General features: G+C 69.9%; 20 protein-coding genes. 11 read left to right on the forward strand and 9 right to left on the reverse strand.

Annotated features, from left to right (window positions below; all coding sequences use genetic code 11):
- Window positions 1-37: 37 nt before the first annotated feature.
- Window positions 38-2,224 (reverse strand): methyl-accepting chemotaxis protein, encoded by a 2,187-nt coding sequence (locus tag CSC65_RS05465; protein WP_162409244.1) that lies wholly within the window; start codon window positions 2,222-2,224, stop codon window positions 38-40.
- 185 nt (window positions 2,225-2,409) lie between these two features.
- Here CSC65_RS05465 and CSC65_RS05470 point away from each other — a divergent pair, with 185 nt between their 5' ends.
- Both CSC65_RS05470 and CSC65_RS05475 read left to right on the forward strand, forming a co-directional pair.
- A complete protein-coding gene (locus tag CSC65_RS05470; protein WP_162409246.1) occupies window positions 2,410-3,540 on the forward strand; it encodes a porin in 1,131 nt (376 codons plus the stop codon).
- 14 nt (window positions 3,541-3,554) lie between these two features.
- Entirely contained in the window at window positions 3,555-3,962 is a 408-nt protein-coding gene (locus CSC65_RS05475; protein WP_162409248.1) for a type 2 periplasmic-binding domain-containing protein, read from the forward strand.
- Between the two features lie 163 nt (window positions 3,963-4,125).
- On the opposite strand, the gene epmB is transcribed toward CSC65_RS05475, so the two are convergent.
- Window positions 4,126-5,172 carry an EF-P beta-lysylation protein EpmB gene (gene epmB, locus CSC65_RS05480; protein WP_162409250.1) on the reverse strand — a complete coding sequence of 349 codons (1,047 nt, stop codon included), beginning with the start codon at window positions 5,170-5,172 and terminating at the stop codon, window positions 4,126-4,128.
- A gap of 106 nt (window positions 5,173-5,278) precedes the next feature.
- Here epmB and efp point away from each other — a divergent pair, with 106 nt between their 5' ends.
- The 8 genes from efp to folE2 all read left to right on the forward strand — a co-directional run bounded on the left by efp (window position 5,279) and on the right by folE2 (window position 12,003).
- Complete coding sequence (gene efp, locus CSC65_RS05485; RefSeq protein WP_162409252.1) at window positions 5,279-5,845, forward strand: elongation factor P; 567 nt, start codon at window positions 5,279-5,281, stop codon at window positions 5,843-5,845.
- 4 nt (window positions 5,846-5,849) lie between these two features.
- Entirely contained in the window at window positions 5,850-7,220 is a 1,371-nt protein-coding gene (locus CSC65_RS05490) for a TRZ/ATZ family hydrolase (protein WP_162409254.1), read from the forward strand.
- 23 nt (window positions 7,221-7,243) lie between these two features.
- Window positions 7,244-7,987 carry a bifunctional 2-polyprenyl-6-hydroxyphenol methylase/3-demethylubiquinol 3-O-methyltransferase UbiG gene (gene ubiG, locus CSC65_RS05495; protein WP_162409256.1) on the forward strand — a complete coding sequence of 248 codons (744 nt, stop codon included), beginning with the start codon at window positions 7,244-7,246 and terminating at the stop codon, window positions 7,985-7,987.
- A gap of 16 nt (window positions 7,988-8,003) precedes the next feature.
- A complete protein-coding gene (locus tag CSC65_RS05500; protein ID WP_162409258.1) occupies window positions 8,004-8,684 on the forward strand; it encodes a phosphoglycolate phosphatase in 681 nt (226 codons plus the stop codon).
- Between the two features lie 123 nt (window positions 8,685-8,807).
- On the forward strand, window positions 8,808-9,386 hold the full coding sequence (locus CSC65_RS05505; protein ID WP_162409260.1) for a hypothetical protein: 579 nt from the start codon (window positions 8,808-8,810) through the stop codon (window positions 9,384-9,386).
- Entirely contained in the window at window positions 9,383-10,084 is a 702-nt protein-coding gene (locus tag CSC65_RS05510; RefSeq protein ID WP_162409262.1) for a hypothetical protein, read from the forward strand. Before CSC65_RS05505 ends, CSC65_RS05510 begins: the two co-directional genes overlap by 4 nt.
- Before the next feature lie 30 nt (window positions 10,085-10,114).
- A complete protein-coding gene (locus CSC65_RS05515; RefSeq protein WP_162409264.1) occupies window positions 10,115-10,843 on the forward strand; it encodes an isoprenoid biosynthesis enzyme family protein in 729 nt (242 codons plus the stop codon).
- 221 nt (window positions 10,844-11,064) lie between these two features.
- Window positions 11,065-12,003 carry a GTP cyclohydrolase FolE2 gene (gene folE2, locus CSC65_RS05520; protein WP_162409266.1) on the forward strand — a complete coding sequence of 313 codons (939 nt, stop codon included), beginning with the start codon at window positions 11,065-11,067 and terminating at the stop codon, window positions 12,001-12,003.
- Between the two features lie 579 nt (window positions 12,004-12,582).
- Here the strand turns inward: folE2 and CSC65_RS05525 are convergent.
- The 4 genes from CSC65_RS05525 to CSC65_RS16350 are packed head-to-tail and all read right to left on the reverse strand — an operon-like array spanning window position 12,583 to window position 15,813.
- On the reverse strand, window positions 12,583-13,440 hold the full coding sequence (locus tag CSC65_RS05525) for a M23 family metallopeptidase (RefSeq protein ID WP_162409268.1): 858 nt from the start codon (window positions 13,438-13,440) through the stop codon (window positions 12,583-12,585).
- Window positions 13,440-14,789: a dihydroorotase gene (locus CSC65_RS05530; RefSeq protein ID WP_162409270.1), complete on the reverse strand. Its 1,350-nt coding sequence runs from the start codon at window positions 14,787-14,789 to the stop codon at window positions 13,440-13,442. The genes CSC65_RS05525 and CSC65_RS05530 overlap by 1 nt, the downstream gene beginning before the upstream one ends.
- Complete coding sequence (gene yidD / locus CSC65_RS05535; RefSeq protein WP_238390297.1) at window positions 14,786-15,022, reverse strand: membrane protein insertion efficiency factor YidD; 237 nt, start codon at window positions 15,020-15,022, stop codon at window positions 14,786-14,788. Before yidD ends, CSC65_RS05530 begins: the two co-directional genes overlap by 4 nt.
- Before the next feature lie 47 nt (window positions 15,023-15,069).
- Window positions 15,070-15,813 (reverse strand): pentapeptide repeat-containing protein, encoded by a 744-nt coding sequence (locus CSC65_RS16350; protein ID WP_425501312.1) that lies wholly within the window; start codon window positions 15,811-15,813, stop codon window positions 15,070-15,072.
- A gap of 76 nt (window positions 15,814-15,889) precedes the next feature.
- Here CSC65_RS16350 and dksA point away from each other — a divergent pair, with 76 nt between their 5' ends.
- Window positions 15,890-16,252, forward strand: a complete 363-nt coding sequence (dksA, locus tag CSC65_RS16355) for an RNA polymerase-binding protein DksA (protein WP_425501313.1) — start codon at window positions 15,890-15,892, stop codon at window positions 16,250-16,252.
- 168 nt (window positions 16,253-16,420) lie between these two features.
- Here the strand turns inward: dksA and CSC65_RS05545 are convergent, their stop codons facing one another.
- The 3 genes from CSC65_RS05545 to cysS all read right to left on the reverse strand — a co-directional run bounded on the left by CSC65_RS05545 (window position 16,421) and on the right by cysS (window position 19,602).
- A complete protein-coding gene (locus CSC65_RS05545) occupies window positions 16,421-17,662 on the reverse strand; it encodes an MFS transporter (RefSeq protein WP_238390291.1) in 1,242 nt (413 codons plus the stop codon).
- 1 nt (window position 17,663) lies between these two features.
- Window positions 17,664-18,101: a SufE family protein gene (locus CSC65_RS05550; RefSeq protein ID WP_162409278.1), complete on the reverse strand. Its 438-nt coding sequence runs from the start codon at window positions 18,099-18,101 to the stop codon at window positions 17,664-17,666.
- 124 nt (window positions 18,102-18,225) lie between these two features.
- Window positions 18,226-19,602 carry a cysteine--tRNA ligase gene (gene cysS, locus CSC65_RS05555; protein ID WP_162409280.1) on the reverse strand — a complete coding sequence of 459 codons (1,377 nt, stop codon included), beginning with the start codon at window positions 19,600-19,602 and terminating at the stop codon, window positions 18,226-18,228.
- Between the last annotated feature and the right edge of the window lie 78 nt (window positions 19,603-19,680).

A 19,680-nucleotide genomic window follows, 5' to 3' on the forward strand; every position in this document is an offset into this window, starting at 1 on the left:
GCAAGGGGCCGCCCGTTGAAGGACGGCCCCGGTTCGCTCAGCTCGCCTGGGCGAAGTACGGATCGTGCGCGTCGCCGGCCGAGCCGGGCTGCACGCGGAACCGCCCCATCGCCGCGCGCAGCGCCTGGGCGCGCTCGCGCAGCGAGGCGCTGGCCGCGGCCACTTCCTCGACCAGGGCGCTGTTCTGCTGGTTCACCGACTCCAGGTCGCCGACCGAGCGGCTGAGCTGCTGCAGGCCCTGTGACTGCTCCTGCGCCGAATCGGCGGCCTGTTGCGCCAGCCCGGCGATGGTTTCGTTGGACTCGGCGATCGCTTGCAGCTGCCGGCGCGACTCGTCGACCAGGCCGCTGCCTTCGCCGACCCGGCTGATGGCGTCGGCGATCAAATCGCGGATCTCCTTGGCCGAGGTACCGGTGCGATGGGCCAGGCTGCGTACTTCGGTGGCGACCACGGCGAAGCCGCGGCCGTGCTCGCCGGCGCGCGCGGCTTCGACCGCGGCGTTGAGCGCCAGGATGTTGGTCTGGAAGGCGACCGAATCGATCAGCGAGATGATCTCGCCGATGCGGCGGCTGGCTTCGGTGATCGACACCATCGAGCTGCTGGCCTGCGCGGCCACGTCCACGCCCTGGCGCGAGTTGTCCAATGCGCCGTGGGTCAGGCCGCTGGTCTGGCGGCTGTTGTCCGCGGCATTCCGCGCCGCCACGAGCAGCTGCTCGATGCTGGCCGCGCTGTCCTGCAAGGCATTGGCCTGGCGTTCGGTGCGACCGGACAGGTCGGCGTTGCCCCGGGCGATCTCCTCCACGCCCACGCCCACTTCCTCGGCGTTGTACATGCCTTCGAGGATGACCTGCGACACGCTGTCCAGCGCGCTGTTGAGCGAGTCGGTCAGGGTCTTGAGGGTGCCGGCGTAGTCGCTGCGGATGCGCCGGGTGAGGTCGCCCTCGGCCAGTGCCTGGGTGGTGGCGCCGATCTCGTCGAACGCCGCTTCCAGCGCGGACAGCGAGCGGTTCACCGCGCGCTTGAGCTGGTCCAGTTCGCCGGGGAGTTCGGTATCGATGCGGCGCGAGAAGTCGCCTTCGGCCGCGCCGCTGAGGCTGTGCTCCAGCGCCGCCAGCGACTGCTGCAGCAGGCCCATCGCACGGTCCACCTTGCCGCGCGACTCGCCCTGCACCTCATTGCTCATGCGCGCGGAGAAATCGCCGCGGGCCATCGCGTCCATCACCGCATCCAGCGCGTCCATGGTCTTCTGCACGCTGTCGGCGCTGGCGTTGACGCCGCTCTTGAGCCGGGCCAGGTCGCCGGGCAGGTCCGCGTCCACGCGGCGGCCGAACTCGCCGCGGCCGACCGCGGCGAGCACATCGTTGGATTCGGCGATGGCGGCGTTCAACGCCACCAGCAGCGCGTTGAAGGAATGGCACATCGCGCTGATCGCGTCGCGGCCTTCGGCTTCCACCCGTACGCTGAAGTTGCCGCGCGCCACCTCGGCGATCGCCTGGTCCAGGCGTTCGATCGGATGGCGGATGGCGGCGTCGACCAGCAGCACGGTGACCAGCGCCAGCAGCGACAGGACGACGACGATGCCCAGGCCGACCTTGAGCGCGCTGCGCGAACGCGCGGTGGCGCCAGCAATCGCGGCCTGCGAGGACGCCTCGCTGTCCTTGGCCAGCCGTGCCAGTTCGTTGCGCACTTGCTCGAACGCAGCCTGCTTTTCCGCGGCCAGGGCCTGGAAGGCTTCCATGTCGCCGTTGCCGGCGATCATGCCGGTCACGGCCGTTCCGCTGCGCTCGACGTAGCGGTCCCACAGCGCGGCGAGCGCGTCGACGCGCTTGGCATAGGCCGCATCGGTGGCCTTGATCTCGAGCAGCCGCTCGCGGGTGATCGAGGCCTGCTTGTTGGCGTCCTCGATCAGGAATTCGTCGCGGTCGCCCAGGGCCTGGGTGAACAGCCCCTGGGTCTCGATCAGGCCCTGGTTGGCCTGGGCCGACAGGGTCATCACCGGCAGGGTGCGCTCGGCGAAGCCTTCGAGGGTGCCGGTGTTCGCACGCAGCACCGCGGCGGAATAGACGAAGTAGCCGAGCAGGCCGGCCAGCGCGATCGCCGGCAGCAGCAGGATCTTGCTGCGGATCGACAGGTAGCGCAGGCGCCGCGAGGCCGAGGCCACCAGCGGGGCGATGCGAAGGTTCGGGAGCGGAAGCTTCTTCTTGCTTCCATGCGTGGAGGACATGGGTAACTCCGGATAGGACGAACGGCCGGGGCAGGGGCGATCCGGCATCCAGCTATCGGCGAGGGAAGGCCGGGTCTTGAGGGTGCGGTTCATGAACGCGTTAGGAAGCCGTTAAAGCCGCGAGGGGAGGCGCCGATACCGGGAACGCCCCGCCGGGGCCTCTCCCTCAAGTCAGGAAGCACGAAGTGAAGACCAAGCATTTCCCCGCGGTGGCGCTGCTCGCGCTGGCCGTGGCTCCCGCCGCCTACGCCGAAGTCACCTTCAACGGGTTCGGCCAGGTGGTCGGCGGCGCCACGTTCGACGACGGCAGCACCGTCTCCGGCCTGTCGTACGACGACAGCATCAGCTTCGATCCCGAATCCCTGTTCGCCCTGCAGGCCACGGCCACCCTGGGTGACCGCGCCGACGCGGTGGCGCAGGTCGTCGCCCGCGGCGACGAAGGCTGGGAGCCGGAGTTCGCCTGGGCCTACGTGCGCTACCAGTTCAGCCCGTCGTGGTCGGTCAAGGCCGGTCGCCAGCGCACGCCGTACTTCCACTACTCGGACTACCTGGAAGTCGGTGCGGCCTATCCGTTCATGCGCGTGCCGCTGGGCGTCTACAACCTGCCGTACAGCAACTACAACGGCGTCAACGTGATCGGCAGCCGCAACTTCGACAAGTGGAGCCTGCGCACCCAGCTGATCTACGGCACCGTCGACGAGGAGCAGGACACCCTGCACGTGGAAGTCCGCGACCAGGGCGGCGTCACCTTCGAGGCGCAGTACGACGAGTGGCTGTCGCTGCGCGGCAGCTACGTGGTCGGCGAGGCTTCGGTGCAGGTCAACGCGGCCGAGCCGCTGGTCGCGGCGGTCATGGCGGTCAACCCGCAGGCCGGCGCGGCGCTGGCGTTCGACCGCGATGACGCGTCGTTCCTGGGCCTGAGCGCGGAAATCAACCGCGGCGGCGCCACCGTCGGCGTCGAGTTCACCGACATCGACTACGGCGACAACTACATCGGCGGGCAGAAGGCCGTGGCGGTCAACGCCGCGTACCGTGCCGGCGCCTGGACCCCGAACGCCAGCTGGTCGCGCAGCCGCAGCGAATCGGACAAGACCGTGCTGGGCCTGCTGCCGGTGCCGCCGGCGCATCCGCTGTACCAGACCGTCGCAGGCCTGCTGGCCGGACAGGATGGCGACAAGGAGTACACCAGCGTCGGCGTGCGTTATGACGTCAACGCCAACATCGCGGTGAAGGTGGACTACACCCACTTCAAGAGCACCGTCGCTGCCGGTTCCGATGCGGACCTGGTCGCGGCCGGCGTGGTCTTCACCTACTGAGCCGGGAGCAGATCATGAATCGCAAGTTCTTCGTGGGCGTGGCGCTGTGCGCGCTGAGCTTCCCCTGCCTGGCCGGCTCGGTCGTGGTCGGTGCCGATTCACCGGCCGGCGCGCTGGATGCCGAGGCGGTCAAGCGCGTGTTCCTCGGTCGTGAAGCCACCGTCGGTGGCAAGCCGGCCGTGGTGGTCTACCAGAAGGCCGGCGCGACCAAGCAGGCGTTCGAGGGCAAGGTGCTGGGCCGTTCCGGCGCCGACCTCTCGGGCTACTGGTCCAAGCTGATCTTCACCGGCAAGGCCAAGGCGCCGGAAGAGCTGGCCAGCGATGCGGCGGTCAAGGCGAAGGTCGCCTCGACCCCGGGCGCGGTCGGCTACATCGACGACGCCGCGGTGGATGGCACGGTCAAGGTGCTGTTCAAGTTCTGAGCCGGCACGGGCGCGAAGCCTGTCACTCTCAACACGCGAACGCCACGGCCTGGGCCGTGGCGTTTTCGTTTGCTCTCCTGCGATACCTGCTGTTGCTTCGGGCGATCACGACGGCGCGCGTGGGACGCGGGTTGCCGCGTTCCGGTCGCGCGGCGGTCCCGTGCTACAGCGGACGCTTGCCGGTATCGCCCTGGACCTCACGGACCAGTTTCGGCACCAGGTAGCCGGAAAGGCGTGCCACGAGGGCGGCATGCAGGCTGAGCGCCTCGTCGTCGGGCACTTCGAAATGGGCCACGCCTTCGACCCGGTCCAGCTGGTGCAGGTAGTAGGGCAGCACGCCGGCGGCGAAGCTGCGCTCGGACAGGCCGGCGAGGGCCTCGACGCTGTCATTGACGCCGCGCAGCAGCACGGCCTGGTTGAGCAGTTGCACGCCGGCGCCGCGCAGGCGTGCCATCGCGGCATCGACCTGGGCATCGAACTCGTTGGCGTGGTTGGCGTGGATCACGAACGCCACCGGCCAGGGCAGGGCGGACAGCCACTGCAGCAGTTCGCCGTCCACCCGTTCGGGCAGCACCACCGGCAGGCGGCTGTGGATGCGCAGGCGCTTCAGGTGCGCGATGCCGGCCAGCCGCGCGGTCAGTTCGGCCAGCTTGGGCGTGGCCAGCGACAGCGGATCGCCACCGGACAGGATCACTTCGTCGATCGTCGGATCGGCGGCGATCGCCTTCACCGCGGCAGACCAGGCGTCGCGCGCGGCGGTCTCCTCGGCGTAGGGGAAATGGCGGCGGAAGCAGTAGCGGCAGTGCACGGCACAGCTGCCGGTGGCCACCAGCAAGGCCCGGCCGCGGTATTTCTGGATCACGCCCTCGGCCTTCTTCGCCGCGCCGTCGCCGACCGCGTCCAGGCCGAAGCCGGGGACGACCCGCTCCTCCAGGCCGACCGGCAGCACCTGGCGCAGCAACGGATCGTTCAGGTCGCCGGGCCGCATCCGCTTGATGAAACCGCGTGGCACTCGCAGGGGGAAGCTGGCAGCGGCCGCGTCGGAAATTCCGGCTGCGGCGGCGTCCAGGCCCAGCCCGGCCAGCAGCTCGCGCGGGTCGCGCACGGCCTCGCGCCACAGCCGCTGCCAGTGCGGAGCAGGGGGCAGCGTGGCGGGTGTGGGGGCCAGAGCGGTTTCCGGCTGCAGGGGCAGGGGGGCTGCAGGTATCATGTGGGGCCTGAGAAGACACACCCGCCGGGCTCCGGCGGGCTCCCCACATTCTAACTGCCAGGCCGCGGTGTCCTGCGGCGGCCCTGCCATACCCCAAGGAGTTCCCATGGCCTCTTACGGCATGAACGACGTCAAGAACGGGATGAAGATCCTGATCAACAACGAGCCGGCGATCATCAGCGACACCGAGTACGTCAAGCCGGGCAAGGGCCAGGCCTTCACCCGCGTGAAGTACCGCCTGATCAAGAGCGGCCGCGTGCAGGAAGTGACGATGAAGTCGACCGACTCGGTCGAGGCCGCCGACGTGGTCGATACCGACATGCAGTACCTGTATTCGGATGGCGAGTACTGGCACTTCATGCAGCAGGACACCTTCGAGCAGGTGCAGGCCGACAAGGCCGGCATGGCCGGCGCCGAGAAGTGGCTGAAGGGCGAGGAGCCCTGCGTGGTGACCCTGTGGAACGGATCGCCGATCGCGGTTCAGCCGCCGAACTTCGTCGAGCTGAAGATCACCGAGACCGATCCGGGCGTCCGCGGCGACACTTCCGGTGGCGGCGGCAAGCCGGCCACCCTGGAGACCGGCGCGGTGGTCCGCGTGCCGCTGTTCGTGGGCCAGGAAGAAACGATCAAGGTCGACACCCGTTCGGGCGAGTACGTCTCGCGCGTGAAGTAAGCCGATGAGCGAAGCCGGCCTGCGCCAGACGGGTGATCTGCAAGCGCGTGACCTGCAGGCCTGCGACCTGCTCATCGAAGCCGGCTGGGTGGTCCCGGTCGAACCGCACGGCGTGGTCCTGGAGGATCACGCCGTCGCCGTTTCCGGCGGGCGCATCGTCGCCGTGCTGCCGACCGCGCAGGCGCGGATGCTGTTCGCCGCGGCCGAAGTGGTGCAGCGCCCGGATGCGGTGCTGATCCCGGGCCTGGTCAACGCCCACACCCACAATCCGATGACCCTGCTGCGCGGCATCGCCGACGACCTGCCGCTGATGACCTGGCTGCAGCAGCACATCTGGCCGGTCGAGGCGGCGGTGATCGGGCCGGATTTCGTGGCCGACGGCATGGCCCTGGCGATCGCCGAGATGCTGCGCGGTGGCACCACCTGCGCCAACGAAAACTACTTCTTCCCCGACGTGCAGGCCGCGGTCTACAAGCGCCACGGTTTCCGCGCGCTGGTCGGCCTGCCGGTGATCAATTTCCCGACGGCGTGGGCGCGCAGCGACGACGAGTACTTCGACAAGGCCGGCGAGGTCCACGACGCCTGGCGCGACGACCCGCTGGTGGCCACCGCGTTCGCGCCGCACGCGCCGTACACGGTCAGCGACGCCAACTTCGAGCGCGTGCGCATGCTGTCCGACCAGCTGGACATGCAGGTCCACCTGCATACGCACGAGACCGCGCAGGAAATCAGCGACTCGCTGAAGGAATACGGCCAGCGCCCGCTGGCGCGCCTGGACCGGCTCGGCCTGGTCAGCGAGCGCCTGATCGCGGTGCACATGACCCAGCTGACCGACGCGGAAATCCACCTGTGCGCCGAACGTGGCGTGCACGTGGCTCATTGCGCCGAGTCCAACCTCAAGCTGGCTTCGGGCTTCTGCCCGGCCTGCGCGCTGCAGCGGGCGGGCGTGAACCTGGCCATCGGCACCGACGGCTGCGCCAGCAACAACGACCTGGACATGTTCGGCGAGATGCGCACCGCGGCAATGCTGGCCAAGGCCGTGGCCAACGACGCCACCGCGCTGGATGCGGCTACCGCGCTGCGCGCGGCCACCCTGGGCGGCGCGCGCGCGCTGGGCTTCGGCGAGCGCACCGGTTCGATCGAGCCGGGCAAGGAAGCCGACCTGGTCTGCGTGGACCTGTCCGCGCTGGAAACCCAGCCGCTGCACCACGTGCTGTCGCAACTGGTCTACGCCACCGGCCGCCAGCAGGTGACCGACGTGTGGATCGCCGGGCGCCGCAAGCTGGACCAGCGCGAGCTGGTCGACATCGACACCGCCGCCCTGATCGCCAACGCGCGCCAGTGGCGCGCACGCATCGCCGCGCTGGGCCGCTGACCCGGCGCGCGCAGGAGGAACCCGTGAGCGAAACCCCATCGGTCGCCGACGAGGCGCCGCACAACTACCACCAAGCCGAGCTGGACAAGTTCGCCGCGCTGGCCAACCGCTGGTGGGATCCGGATGGTCCGCAGCGCGCGCTGCACGTGCTCAATCCGGTGCGACTGAATTACGTGAAGCAGCGCCTCGCGCCGGCCGCGCTGGCGGGCCAGCGCGTGCTCGACGTCGGTTGCGGTGGCGGCCTGCTCAGCGAGGCGCTGGCGCGTGCCGGCGCCCAGGTCACCGCGCTCGACCTGGCGCCGGAGCTGGTCAAGGTCGCGCGCCTGCACACGCTGGAGTCCGGCGTGCAGGTCGACTACCAGGTCAAGGCGGTCGAAGTGCTTGCCGCCGAGCGTCCCGGCAGTTTCGACGCGATCACCTGCATGGAGATGCTCGAGCACGTGCCGGATCCGGCTTCGATCATCGCCGCCTGCGCGACGCTGCTGCGTCCGGGTGGGCGCCTGTTCCTGTCAACGCTCAACCGCACGCCGGCCGCGTTCGCGCTGGCGATCGTGGGCGCCGAGTACGTGGCGCGACTGCTGCCCAAGGGCACGCACCGCTACGCCGAGTTCATCAAGCCGTCCGAGCTGGCGGCCTGGCTGCGCGAGGCCGGCCTGCAGATCGAAGACGTAAGCGGCCTGTTCTACGATCCGCTGCGCCAGCGGGCGAGCCTGTCGAAGCGGACCGAGGTCAATTACCTGGCCTGTGCAGTCAAGGCGGAGGCCTGAGGTGGCCGATGCCGCGATGACGCCGCGATTTCCGCGCGTGGCGCTGTTCGACCTCGACGGCACGCTGCTGGACAGCGCGCCGGACATGCTCGCCACCGCCAACCGCATGCTCGCCGCGCGCGACCGCGCGCCGACGACGCTGGCCGTGTTGCGCCAGCACGTGTCCAAGGGTGCACGGGCGATGGTGGCCGCGACCTTCCCCGAACTGGACGAGGCCGGGCGCGACGCGCTGGTGCCCGAGTTCCTGCAGGTGTACCGCGAGGAGCTCGGTCGCCACAGCGTGCTGTTCGACGGCATCGCCGCGATGCTGCAGGCGCTGGAAGGCGACGGCGTGCGCTGGGGCATCATCACCAACAAGGCCGAATACCTGGCCCGCGACGTGGTCGCCGGGCTGGAATGGCAGTCGCGCTGCGCGGTACTGGTCGGCGGCGACACCTTCGCGGAGAAGAAGCCGCATCCGCTGCCGCTGCTGGAAGCGGCGCGGCAGCTGGGCGTGGATCCGCGCGACTGCGTCTACGTGGGCGATGACGAGCGCGACGTGGTCGCCGCGCGCGCCGCCGGCATGCCGTCGATCGCGGTGACCTGGGGCTATCGCCTGGATGGCGAGGATCCGGAAACCTGGCAGGCCGATGCGATGGCCCACCAGCCGCAGGAGCTGCTCGCACCGGCGGCCTGGCCGGGTCCCGGCCGCGGCTGAGGCGATCCCCGGACGGGCTCCGGGGCGATGGCGTCATCGTGGCGTCGGGAGTGGCAGTTGCGGGGCGGTCCTTGCGTACGTGCGGGTGGGCGGCACGCTGCCGCCGGCCTTCGAGGGGCTCCCATGCACGTACGCCTGACGTTCGCCTGTTGCCTGGCCCTGTGCCTGGCCCTTTCCAGCGTGCCCGCCGCGCAGGCGGCCGACCCGCCGGCCACGGCCTACCGCCTCGAGCCGAAGAAGGTGCCCGACCTGGCCGACGGCCGGGCCGCGCTGGTGCGTGGCAAGACCGCTGCCGGGCCGCACCGCTTCTACCTCGAGCACATGCACATGATGGTGCCGGTGGTGGTCACCCTGCGGCCGCTGCAGCCCGATGCGCGGCTGGACCTGGCGGTCGGCAAGTACCCGTGGGAGCCGCCGGTGCGACAGGGGCGGGCGGAGAAGGGCGAGCAGGTGAGCTTCCGTTTCCGCACCCAGGGCGAGTTCCAGGTCGCGGTGAGCAGCCCGGACCCGGGCACCGCCTACAAGCTGATGATCTGGGTCGGGGACGAGATCAAGCCGGTGCTCAAGCCGGTGGTGGTGCCGCAGTCGCAGTACCAGGGGCCGGCCGGCTCCGGGCGCGGCGTGTGGTCGGCGGTCGTCGCCGGCGTGGTGCTGGTGCTGCTGGCGCTGGCGTACCTGGCCTGGAGGAGGAAGCGCGCATGAACGCACACACGGGAAGCAGGCGGACGGGTTGGCGGGTGCTGGTGCTGGCTGCCTGCGCGGTGCACGGGAGTGTGATGGCGCAGAGCCAGTTCATCGGCAACCTGGAGGACTTCACCGGCATCGACGTGCAGGGCGTGACGGACATCGTCGCCGGCGAGACGGGCGAGGTCGGCAAGGCCGCGGGCTGGGGGATCAGGGCGCTGCGTTCCGCGGATGACCTGGCCGAGCTCTACGAGGGACTGGACGCCAACGACGGCCAGTACGATCCGCTGGGCCTGGACGACGGATTCCAGGCGCCCTCGGCGTGCGGCGACGACGAGGACTGCCAGCAGTGCTACCAGCAGGCGATGGAGAAGCTGGACTTCAACCGCTACTACCTGCATCGGGCCTGGTCGATCACCAGCCAGTACAGCAAGTTCGCCGAGGGAGCGATGGCCTTCGGCGACTCGGCGTCGGGCGTCCATGGCGTGGCCGGGCTCAGCTGGCAGTTGCAGGGCCGGCCACCGATCACCCAGTCGCTCAAGGGCCTGCGCAATACCTATCGCGGCAAGTACGACGCGTACATCGAAGGACTGGAGGCTTCGATGCAGAAGCTGGGCCAGTGCGAGGCCGAACACGCCGGCGACGACCGTTGGTTCGGCCGCTACGCCGCGATCTACCTGAGCCTGGTCAAGACCAAGTACAAGATCGAGGACTGACCTTCCGCGCGGCGCACCTACAATGGGCGCATGAGCGGATCCGATGCATTGGGTGGTTTCCTGGAGAAGTGGCGCGCACGCTGGCCAGAATGGCGCCTGGCCGAGGTGTTCGTGCCGCTGGAGCAGCGTGAGCGGGTCGTCGCGTGGTTCGCGCTGCTGCAGGAGTTCGACGACATCCTCAACATCGCCGGCGACCCGCTGCCGGCGGACGCCAAGCTGGGCTGGTGGGGCACCGAGCTGCGCGACTGGGCCGGGCACCGCTCGCGCCATCCGCTCGGGCGCCTGCTCGAGCCGGTGGAGGCGCCCTGGTCGGCGCTGGCCGATGCGCTGCCGGCGCTGGTCGCGGCGCGCGCGCGCGCGGCCGATGGCGGCGCGGCATTGGCGGCCCTGGCCGGCTATGCACAGGCCGTGGTGGCGGTCGAGGCCGCGGTGCTGGGCGGCCCCCGCGCCGAACCGCGCGCGCTGGCCGCGCAGGTCCTGGCCACGCGGCTGGCCGAGGCGGGGCTGCAGGCGGTGCCGCAGGCCCGCCAGCCGGTCGATACGGAAGCCACGGCGGGGCGTGAAAGCGCCCAGCGCGAGTGGGCGGGCGAACTGCTCGCCGTGTGGCCGGCACGGGTGGAAGGGGCGCCGGCGCGCCGCATGTGGGCGGCGTTCGCGCGCCACCGCCTGGCCCGCTTCGCGGACGGCCAGCTGCCACGACCGGCTTCCCGCTGGCCGCTACGCACGCTCTGGCAGGCCTGGCGCGCGGCGCAGGGCTGAGGGCAGGGGGTGCCCGGAATTCTCCCGGGCGGGCGCTTTACCCCTGCGTGCGACAGTCCGTTGCACGCCGTCGAGGCGGCCATCAGCACCGCAGCGGCTACAATTGCCGCCTGAATCCGTCCCGGTCGGGTCCCGGTTCCCGGGACGATTCCGCCGCCGATGCGCCCGCCGCCGTGCGGTGCTGGCATTGCAGCCTCCCCCGACTTCGCAAGCGAAAACCCATGTCCGTTCCCGTTCCCGGTTCCCACGCCGCCTCGTTGCCTGACGTCGCCCACCAGCCCGCCATCCTGGCGCGGCCGCTGGACTGGGTCGGCATGGAAGGCATCGCCATTCCCGTGCGCGTCTCCGACGGCGCCGGCGGGCACGTGCAGGTCGCCGCCCAGGTCGACCTGTCGGTCGACCTGAAGCAGGCCGGCGAGCGCGGCATCCACATGTCGCGCCTGTACATGCGGCTGCAGGAGGAACTCGCCCGGCACGAAGTCACCCCCGCCGGGCTGCGCCACATCCTGCAGGCCAGCGTCGATTCGCAGGCTGGCCTGTCCGGCAGCGCGCGCCTGCGCCTGCGCTACGAGGCGCTGCTGCTGCGCCGTGCGTTGCGCAGCGACAACGCGGGCTGGAAGCGCTATCCGGTCGAGATCGAGGCGCTGCTCGAGAACGGCCACCTGAAGCTGGTGCTCGGTTTCGGGGTCGAATACTCCAGCACCTGCCCGTGCTCGGCGGCGCTGTCGCGCCAGGCCAATGCCGAACGTTTCGCCGGGGATTTCGCCGGCACCCATCCCATCTCCACCGGCGTGGTCAGCGACTGGCTGGCTTCGGAGCGCGGCATGGCCGCGACCCCGCATGCGCAGCGCAGCGAAGCCAAGGTGAAGGTGGAACTTCGTCCGCAGTTCGACGAGCTGCCGCTGGTGGCGCTGGTCGACGCGCTGGAGGCCGCGCTCGGCACGCCTGTGCAGACCGCGGTCAAGCGCGAGGACGAGCAGGCCTTTGCCATGCTCAACGCGGACAACCTGATGTTCTGCGAGGACGCCGCGCGACGCGTGGCCTCGGTGCTGTCGGCCGACCCGCGGATCGAGCGTTACCAGGCCACCGTCTCGCACTTCGAGAGCCTGCATCCGCACGACGCGGTCGCCACGGTCAGCGGCAGCGGTCCGACCGCCTGAGCGTGGCTGTGCCCTTGTAGGAGCGGGCATGGCCGCGACACCGAGGCCGCCGGAACCTCCGGACGTCGTCCATGCCGATGACGTCGGTGTCGCGGTCATGCCCGCTCCTACAAGGAGCCCGATGTACGCCAGCGATCCGATAGCCCCGTAGTGGGCCGCAGGTCGCGGCGAGGCCAAGATCCCGGCCTCACCGAAACGGAACAGGACCCCAAGAGGTTCTACTCCCCAGTGAAGGACAGGCATACGGCCGACCCGCTCCACCGGTCGTGGCCACTCCAGATCCGGGCGACCCTCCACGGAGTCGGGGGAAGAACCTCAAAATAGCCGCCGCGCACCGCTACTGCGTCCGCCCGAGCACCAGAGCGCATCGATGCGCACGTCGAGCCGCGCCATGATGCGTTGGTGGTTGCGGGGCGTAAGACGCGCCGCCGCGCGCTGCGGCGGTAAAACGACGACGCTACTGCGTTCGCTCGAGCACCAGTAGCGGGTCGATGCGCACGTCGAACCGCGCCATGATGCGTTGGTGGTTGCAAGGGCGTAAGACGCGCCGCCGCGCGCTGCGGCGGTAAAGCGACGACGCTACTTCGGGCGCTCGAGCACCAGTAGCGGGTCGATGCGCACGTCGAACCAGTTCATCCCCCAATGCAGGTGCGGCCCGGTCGCACGCCCGGTCGCGCCCACGGCGCCTATCACCTGGCCCTGCTCGACACGGTCGCCTGCCTTCACGTCGATCCGCGAAAGGTGCAGGAAGTTGGAGCTGATCCCGAAGCCATGGTCCAGCAGCACGGTGCCGCCGGTCAGGTAGAGGTCCGGCGCGGCGAAGGTGGCCACGCCGGCCGCTGGCGCCAGGACTGGCGTGCCGGTGGGCGCGGCGATGTCCATGCCCGAGTGGGGCGATCCCGGCTTGCCGTTGTAGACGCGCTGGTTGCCGAAGCGACCGCTGATCCGGCCCTGCACCGGCCAGGTGAAAGGCCTGGCGAAGTCGGCGCGATCGTCGTCGCGCGCGCGCGCGGCGGTGACCTGTGCCTGTTCGCGCCGGATCCGCTCGGCGATCGCCGGCGGCGGATCCACCGTCTTCGGCGGGACGCCGTCCACCCGCTGCACCGGCCAGTCGCGCGCAGTGACGGCGATGCTCGCGTCGCGACGGCTCCCGTCCGGTCGGATGACCGTGACCTGCACCGGTCCACTCTCGTCGCGGCCGATGCCGAACACCACGCTGCCGTAGCCGGTGGTTCGCAACGAGCGGCCTGCGTACTCCACGCGGCTGCCCGGCGGCACTTTGCCCAGGACCATGGCGCCCTGCGGCACGCTGGCGGGAAACACGACGCGGTCGTCGGACTGGGCGGTGACGGCGGCCGGAACCAGCGCCGCGGCCAGCGCGGACGCTCCTGCCAGGGCACGCAACCGGCGCAGGCCGGCAACGATCCGCACTGGCATCAGCGATCGAATTCCAGTCGATGCCCGGCCGGGGTGCCGATCAGTTCGCGGCCATTCCAGACCAGGCGCCCGTTGACCCAGGTCGCGCCGATCCGCGAGCGGAAGGTGGTGCCCTCGAACGGCGACCAGCCGCACTTGGACAGCACGTCTTCGCGACGCACCGTCAGCGCTTCGTCGTCGACCAGGACCAGGTCGGCCCAGTAGCCCTCGCGCAGATAGCCGCGCTCCTTGACGTCGAACAGCTGCGCCGGCGCATGCGAGACCTTCTGCACCACGCGGGTGATGTCCATGCGCTTCTCGTGGACCAGCTCGATCGCCGCGAGCAGCGCGTACTGCACCAGCGGCAGGCCCGAAGGCGCCTGCAGGAAGGGCTTCTGCTTCTCCTCCAGGGTGTGCGGCGCGTGGTCGGTCGCCAGCACGTCGACCACGTCTTCGACCAGGGCCTGGATCAGCGCTTCGCGGTCGGAAGCGTCCTTGATCGCCGGGTTGCACTTGATGAGGTTGCCCAGTCGCGCGTAGTCGGCGCGGTCGAAGCGCAGGAAATGGATGCAGGTCTCGGCAGTGATCTTCTTACGCACCTTGCCGGCCGCGTCCACCAGCGGCCCGCGCTCGAACAGCGCCAGCTCGTCGGCGGTGGAGATGTGCAGGACGTGCAGGCGGGTGCCGTGCCGGCGCGCCAGCGACAGGGCCAGCTCGGTGGACTTGATGCAGGCCTCGCGCGAGCGGATGTCCGGATGCATCTCCGGCGTCAGGCCTTCCTCGCCGTACTTCGCCTTGAACTCGGCGAGGGTGCGGTCGATGGTCGGCGTGTCCTCGCAGTGGGTGATGATCGGCGTCGGCGCCTCGCGGAAGATGCCGTCCAGCGTTTCCGGGTTGTCGACCAGCATGTTGCCGGTGGAGGCGCCCATGAACACCTTGATGCCCGGCGCCGTCTTCGGGTCCAGCGTGCGCACCGCCTGGAGGTTGTCGTTGCTGGCACCCAGGTAGAAGCCGTGGTTGCCCCAGGCGCGGCCCCGGGCCAGCGCGTACTTGGCTTCCAGCGCCGCCGCATCGAGCGTGGGCGGGTTGGTGTTGGGCATGTCCATGAAGCTGGTCAGCCCGCCGGCCACCGCCGCGGCCGATTCGCTGGCGATGTCGCCCTTGTGGGTCAGCCCCGGTTCGCGGAAGTGGACCTGGTCGTCGATCATGCCCGGCAGCAGCCAGCGGCCGGCGGCATCGACCACCTTCTCGTCGCCGCGGGCCTGCAGGCCCTGGCCGATCTGCGCGATGCGGCCGTTGTCGATGCGCAGGTCGCCATCGAATTCACGGCCTTCGTTGACCAGGCGGGCGTTGACGATCAGCGTGCTCATCGATGGTGTCCTGGGCAGGAGCAGGAGGGGGGATGGCCTTGGCGCTCGGGAACCGGATCCAGGCCCCCCGGATGCAACGGATGGCAGCGCGCCAGCCGGCGCATGGCCAGCCAGGAGCCACGCGGGGCGCCGTGGAGGGCGATGGCCTGCATCGCGTATTCCGAACAGCTGGGCACGAAACGGCAGCGTGGGCCGAGCAGGGGGCTGATGAAGCGCTTGTAGCCGCGCAACATCGCGATGAGCAGGCGTTCGATCACCGGGACATGATACCCGGCGGCGTTCAAGGTTGCCGCGTAGGGTGGGGTGAGCTATAAAGGCGCGCTTTCCCGGTAACGGGGAAATCCAGAGAGGAACCTTCGTACGTGGCTGCCAAGAAACCCGTGAAGAAGGCCGCGAAGCCGGCCAAGAAGCCCGCTGCTCCTGCCAAGAAGGCCGTCGCCAAGAAGCCGGCGGCCAAGACCCCGCAAAAGGGGGCCAAGGCTGCTCCGGCCAAGCCAGCCGCGAAGGCGGCCAAGCCGGCTGCCAAGAAGGTGGTGAAGGCGCCGGTCAAGGCCAAGCCCGTTGCCAAGCCTGCGGCGAAGAAGGTTGCCAAGGCCCCGCAGAAGGGCGCCAAGCCAGCCCCGGCGAGCAAGCCGGCGGCGAAGAAGGCTCCCGCGAAACCCGTCACCAAGCCGGCCGCAAAGCCGGTGTCCAAGCCGGTTCCGGCGAAGTCCGCCGTGGCCAAGGCCGCGCCGGTCAAGTCCGCTCCCGCCAAACCGGTCCCCTCCAAGTCGGTCCCCGCAAAACCAGCACCTGCAAAGTCAGCTTCCGTGAAGCCTGCTCCTGCAAAGCCGGCGCAGGCGGCCGCTCCAGCCACATCGAAGCCCGTGTCCGCAAAGAAATCCCCCGCCAAGAATCCCATCAAGCCCTCCACCCTGGTCGTCTCGCCCTCGCAGACGGCCCCGAGGCCGAAGGGCAAGGTCGCCGTGGCCATCGTGTCCAAGAAGTCCGAAGCACCGTCCCTGCGCAATACCGCCCGTGTCATCGACTACAAGGTGGATGAAACCACCGGTCGCCCGCAGCTGCCCAAGGGCTACAAGCCCAAGGCGGACGAGGAGTACATGAGCCCGCTGCAGCAGGAATACTTCCGCCAGCGCCTGCTGCAATGGCGGGCGGACCTGGTCGAGGAATCCAAGCAGACCATCGAGAACCTCAAGGACGAAGTGCGCGACATCGGCGACGAGGCCGAGCGCGCCACCCGCGAGACCGAGAACTCGCTCGAACTGCGCACCCGCGACCGCTACCGCAAGCTGATCGGCAAGATCGACAGCACGCTCAAGCGGCTGGAAGCTGGCGATTACGGCTTCTGCGTGGATACCGGCGAGGAGATCGGCCTGGAGCGCCTGGAGGCGCGCCTGACCGCCGAGCGCACCATCGACGCGCAGGAACGCTGGGAGCACATGCAGAAGCAGCAGGGCGAATAAGCCCCGCCGCGATGCGATCCACGAAGCCCGCCCTCCGGCGGGCTTCGTCATTTCCGGCCTGCGTCTTTCGGCATCGCGCGCAAGCCGCTCCCACGCATGGTCCCGTTGGTGACCGTCCGGGGCGCCGGTAAGGTCAGGTCCTGGTGCGCACGTGCCTGGTCGTGGTCCTCATTGCAGGTCCTTCAGGTCCAGCCGCCGCAGGTTCGGCGCCTTGACCGCGGTGGTGGCGACCACGCCCAGCGTGACGAAGCCGCCCAGCACCACCGCCGGGACCAGGCCCAGCAAGCGGGCCATCGAGCCGGCGTAGAACGCGCCCAGCTCGTTGGACGAGCCGATGAAGATGCCGTTGATCGAGGCGACCCGGCCGCGCATGCCATCCGGGGTGACCAGCTGCATGATGGTCGTGCGCATCACCACCGAGACGCCATCGCAGATGCCCGATAGCAGCAGGAACAGGGCCGACAGCCAGAAGTGCTGCGACAGGCCGAAACCGATGATGCACACGCCGAACCCGGCCACGGCCCACAGCAACAGGCGCCCGGCGTGGCGTCCCGGTGGCCTGCGGGCGAGCACGATGCCGACCGCGACCGCGCCCAGCGCCGGTGCGCCGCGCAGGATGCCCAGTCCTTCCGGTCCGTAGTGCAGGATCTCGGCGATGAACGCCGGCGCCAGCGAGATCGCACCGCCGAACAGGACTGCGAACAGGTCCAGCGCCTGCGCGGCGAGCATGATCTGGTTGTTGAACACGAAACGCAGGCCATCACCAATGCTGGTGAACACCGGCGCGCGCGGGCCTTCCGCGCGCGGCTCGGCCACCCGCAACGACAGCAGCACGGCGCCGGCGACCAGGGCCAGTACCGCGGCCAGCGCGTAGGCCGCGGTCTTCCCGGCCCAGCCGACCATCACCCCGCCCAGTGCCGGTCCGCAGACCAGCGCGGTCTGGAAGGCGATGCTGCCGATGCTGGCCCCGCGCGCGAACTGCTCGCGACGCAGTACCTGGGCGAACAGGGCGGTATAGACAGGCGTGAGGAACGAACGCACCAGGCCGGTGAGCACGATCGCCGCGTAGATCGGCCAGGTCTGGCCCGGGGCCAGGTGGCCGGTGGAAATCAGGGTCAGCAGCAACGCGGTGGTGGCCAGCCCGGCGCAGGCGGTCGCACCCAGGCGCCGCTTGGGCAGGTGGTCGACCAGGTAGCCGGCGAACAGGGCCATGCCGATGAACGGCAGCACTTCGGCCAGGCCGACCAGGGCCAGCGCGAATGTATTGCGGGTCAGTTCGTAGACATGCCAGCCGACGGTGACTGCGACGATCTGGTAGGAGAGGATCGCGCACAGCCGGTAGCCAAGCAGGACCCGGTAGCCGGGCTCGCGCAGGGGCGAGGGCACCGCCAGGCCCGGCGCGCCCGCCACTTCAGGCCTGCTGGCGCGCGGTGTCGCGGATGAAGGCCAGCAGCGAGGCCAGGCCATTGCTGCGGGTCGGGGACAGGTGCCTGGCCAGGCCGATGTCGGCGATGTAGTCCGGTTCGGTGGCCAGGATCTCGGCGGCGGACCGGCCCGAATACACCCGCAGCGCCAGGAAGATCAGGCCCGAGACGATGGCCGAGTCGCTGATGGCATGGAAGTCCAGGCGCTCGCGGTTGCCCTGCGGCACGATCCAGACCAGCGACTGGCAGCCCAGCAGGCGGTGCTCCTCGGCTTTCCATGCATCGGGAAAGGGCGGCAGCTTGCGGCCCAGGTCGATCAGGTACTGGTAGCGTTCGGACCAGTCGCCGAAGAAGGCGAACTCTTCCTTGATCGCGGCTTGTGCGGCCACAGCGGTGGGTTCGAGGGGGAAAGTGGTTTCGCTCACGTTGTCGATTCTTGCCTTGCTGCTTTCGTGGGAGGACCCGGCCGGCCACACGCCGACGGTGGATCCTTTGCGTTGTCCTGGCTGCCGCCGCGCTACCCGCGCGGGATGCCTGGGGCGTGCCGGCTCAGCCCCGCTTCCATCTCACGCCCTGTGGCGTGTCCTCCAGCAGGATGCCCTCGCCGGCAAGCTGGTCGCGGATGGCATCGGCACGGGCGAAATCGCGGCCTTGCTTCGCGGCCGCGCGTTCCTCGACCAGGGCCTGGATGCGCGCATCGTCGTCGCCGGAGGCGCCACGGTTGAACCACTCCGCCGCGGGCTGCTGCAGCACGCCCAGGGCCAGCCCGGCACCGAGCAGCTCGCCCTTCAGGCGTGCCCGCTCGGCCGCATCGGTGGCCCTGCGCGCCTCGCTGGCGATGCGCGCCACTTCGGCCAACGCCAGCGGGGTGTTGAGGTCGTCCTCGAGGGCGTCCTCGACCGCGCGCGGGATCACCGGCGTGGCGGCGACATCGCCCAGGTCGCGCAACGTCCCGTACAGCCGGTCCAGCGTGCGCAGCGACTGTTCGATCAACGCATCGGACCAGTCCAGCGGCTGCCGGTAGTGCGCGCTGAGCAGGGCGTAGCGCAGTGCTTCGGGCGGATGCGCGCGGACCAGGTCATGGACCTTTTCCACGTTGCCCAGCGACTTGCTCATCTTGGCGCCGCCGAAGTTGAGCATGCCGTTGTGCAGCCAGAAGCGGGCGAACGTCGCGCCGCCGTGCGCGCACTGGCTCTGGGCGACTTCGTTCTCGTGGTGCGGGAACTGCAGGTCGATGCCGCCGGCATGGATGTCGATGGTCGGCCCGAGGTGGGCCTGGGCCATGGCCGAGCATTCGATGTGCCAACCCGGTCGGCCGCGACCCCACGGCGAATCCCAGCCGGGCAGGTCGGGGGTGGAGGGCTTCCACAGCACGAAGTCGCCGGGGTCGCGCTTGTACGGGGCCACTTCGACGCGCGCGCCGGCGAGCATTTCCTCCGGATCGCGGCGCGAGAGCTGGCCGTACTGGGCGAAGCTGCCGACCGAGAACAGCGCATGGCCTTCGGCCGCATAGGCATGGCCGCTTTCGATCAGGCGCTGGATCATCGCGATGATCGTGCCGATGTGGGCGGTTGCTTCCGGTTCGATGTCCGGGGCGAAGGTCCCGGTCACCCCCAGGGCGGCCATGTCTTCGCGGTACGCGGCCGCGAAGCGATCGGTGATCGCAGTGATCGGCACGCCCTGCGCGGCGGCCGCGGCGTTGATCTTGTCGTCCACGTCGGTGATGTTGCGCGCGTAGCGCAGTCCGCCGTGCCGCCGTCGCAGCAAGGCGGCCAGTACGCCGAACACCACCGGGCCGCGCGCGTTGCCGATGTGCACGTAGTTGTAGACCGTCGGTCCGCACACGTACATCGTCGGGGAAGCGGGGTCGAGCGGGTCGAACGGCTCGACCCGGCGCGTCAGGCTGTTGTACAGGCGCAGGGGCATCGGCACGGTGGGGTGGTGACGGAGACGGGGGATTCTAGCTCGACGTGCCCCGGAGTCGGCCGGGCCACCCCTCCGCGA

The sequence above is a fragment of the Pseudoxanthomonas daejeonensis genome, from assembly GCF_010093205.1.
In the GTDB taxonomy this organism is placed as follows: Bacteria; Pseudomonadota; Gammaproteobacteria; order Xanthomonadales; family Xanthomonadaceae; genus Pseudoxanthomonas; species Pseudoxanthomonas daejeonensis.

Bases quoted from the DNA above. Each gene is read 5' to 3' on its own strand.
- CSC65_RS05515 (WP_162409264.1), top strand. From the start codon at position 10,115: ATGAGCGGATCCGATGCATTGGGTGGTTTCCTGGAGAAGTGGCGCGCA.
- CSC65_RS05475 (WP_162409248.1), top strand. From the start codon at position 3,555: ATGAATCGCAAGTTCTTCGTGGGCGTGGCGCTGTGCGCGCTGAGCTTC.
- CSC65_RS05505 (WP_162409260.1), top strand. From the start codon at position 8,808: ATGCACGTACGCCTGACGTTCGCCTGTTGCCTGGCCCTGTGCCTGGCC.
- epmB (WP_162409250.1), bottom strand. From the start codon at position 5,172: ATGATACCTGCAGCCCCCCTGCCCCTGCAGCCGGAAACCGCTCTGGCC.
- dksA (WP_425501313.1), top strand. From the start codon at position 15,890: ATGAGCCCGCTGCAGCAGGAATACTTCCGCCAGCGCCTGCTGCAATGG.
- CSC65_RS05500 (WP_162409258.1), top strand. From the start codon at position 8,004: ATGACGCCGCGATTTCCGCGCGTGGCGCTGTTCGACCTCGACGGCACG.
- CSC65_RS16350 (WP_425501312.1), bottom strand. From the start codon at position 15,813: ATGACACGGGCGGTATTGCGCAGGGACGGTGCTTCGGACTTCTTGGAC.
- cysS (WP_162409280.1), bottom strand. From the start codon at position 19,602: ATGCCCCTGCGCCTGTACAACAGCCTGACGCGCCGGGTCGAGCCGTTC.
- CSC65_RS05530 (WP_162409270.1), bottom strand. From the start codon at position 14,789: ATGAGCACGCTGATCGTCAACGCCCGCCTGGTCAACGAAGGCCGTGAA.
- yidD (WP_238390297.1), bottom strand. From the start codon at position 15,022: ATGTTGCGCGGCTACAAGCGCTTCATCAGCCCCCTGCTCGGCCCACGC.
- efp (WP_162409252.1), top strand. From the start codon at position 5,279: ATGGCCTCTTACGGCATGAACGACGTCAAGAACGGGATGAAGATCCTG.
- folE2 (WP_162409266.1), top strand. From the start codon at position 11,065: ATGTCCGTTCCCGTTCCCGGTTCCCACGCCGCCTCGTTGCCTGACGTC.
- CSC65_RS05510 (WP_162409262.1), top strand. From the start codon at position 9,383: ATGAACGCACACACGGGAAGCAGGCGGACGGGTTGGCGGGTGCTGGTG.
- CSC65_RS05525 (WP_162409268.1), bottom strand. From the start codon at position 13,440: ATGCCAGTGCGGATCGTTGCCGGCCTGCGCCGGTTGCGTGCCCTGGCA.
- CSC65_RS05465 (WP_162409244.1), bottom strand. From the start codon at position 2,224: ATGTCCTCCACGCATGGAAGCAAGAAGAAGCTTCCGCTCCCGAACCTT.
- CSC65_RS05490 (WP_162409254.1), top strand. From the start codon at position 5,850: ATGAGCGAAGCCGGCCTGCGCCAGACGGGTGATCTGCAAGCGCGTGAC.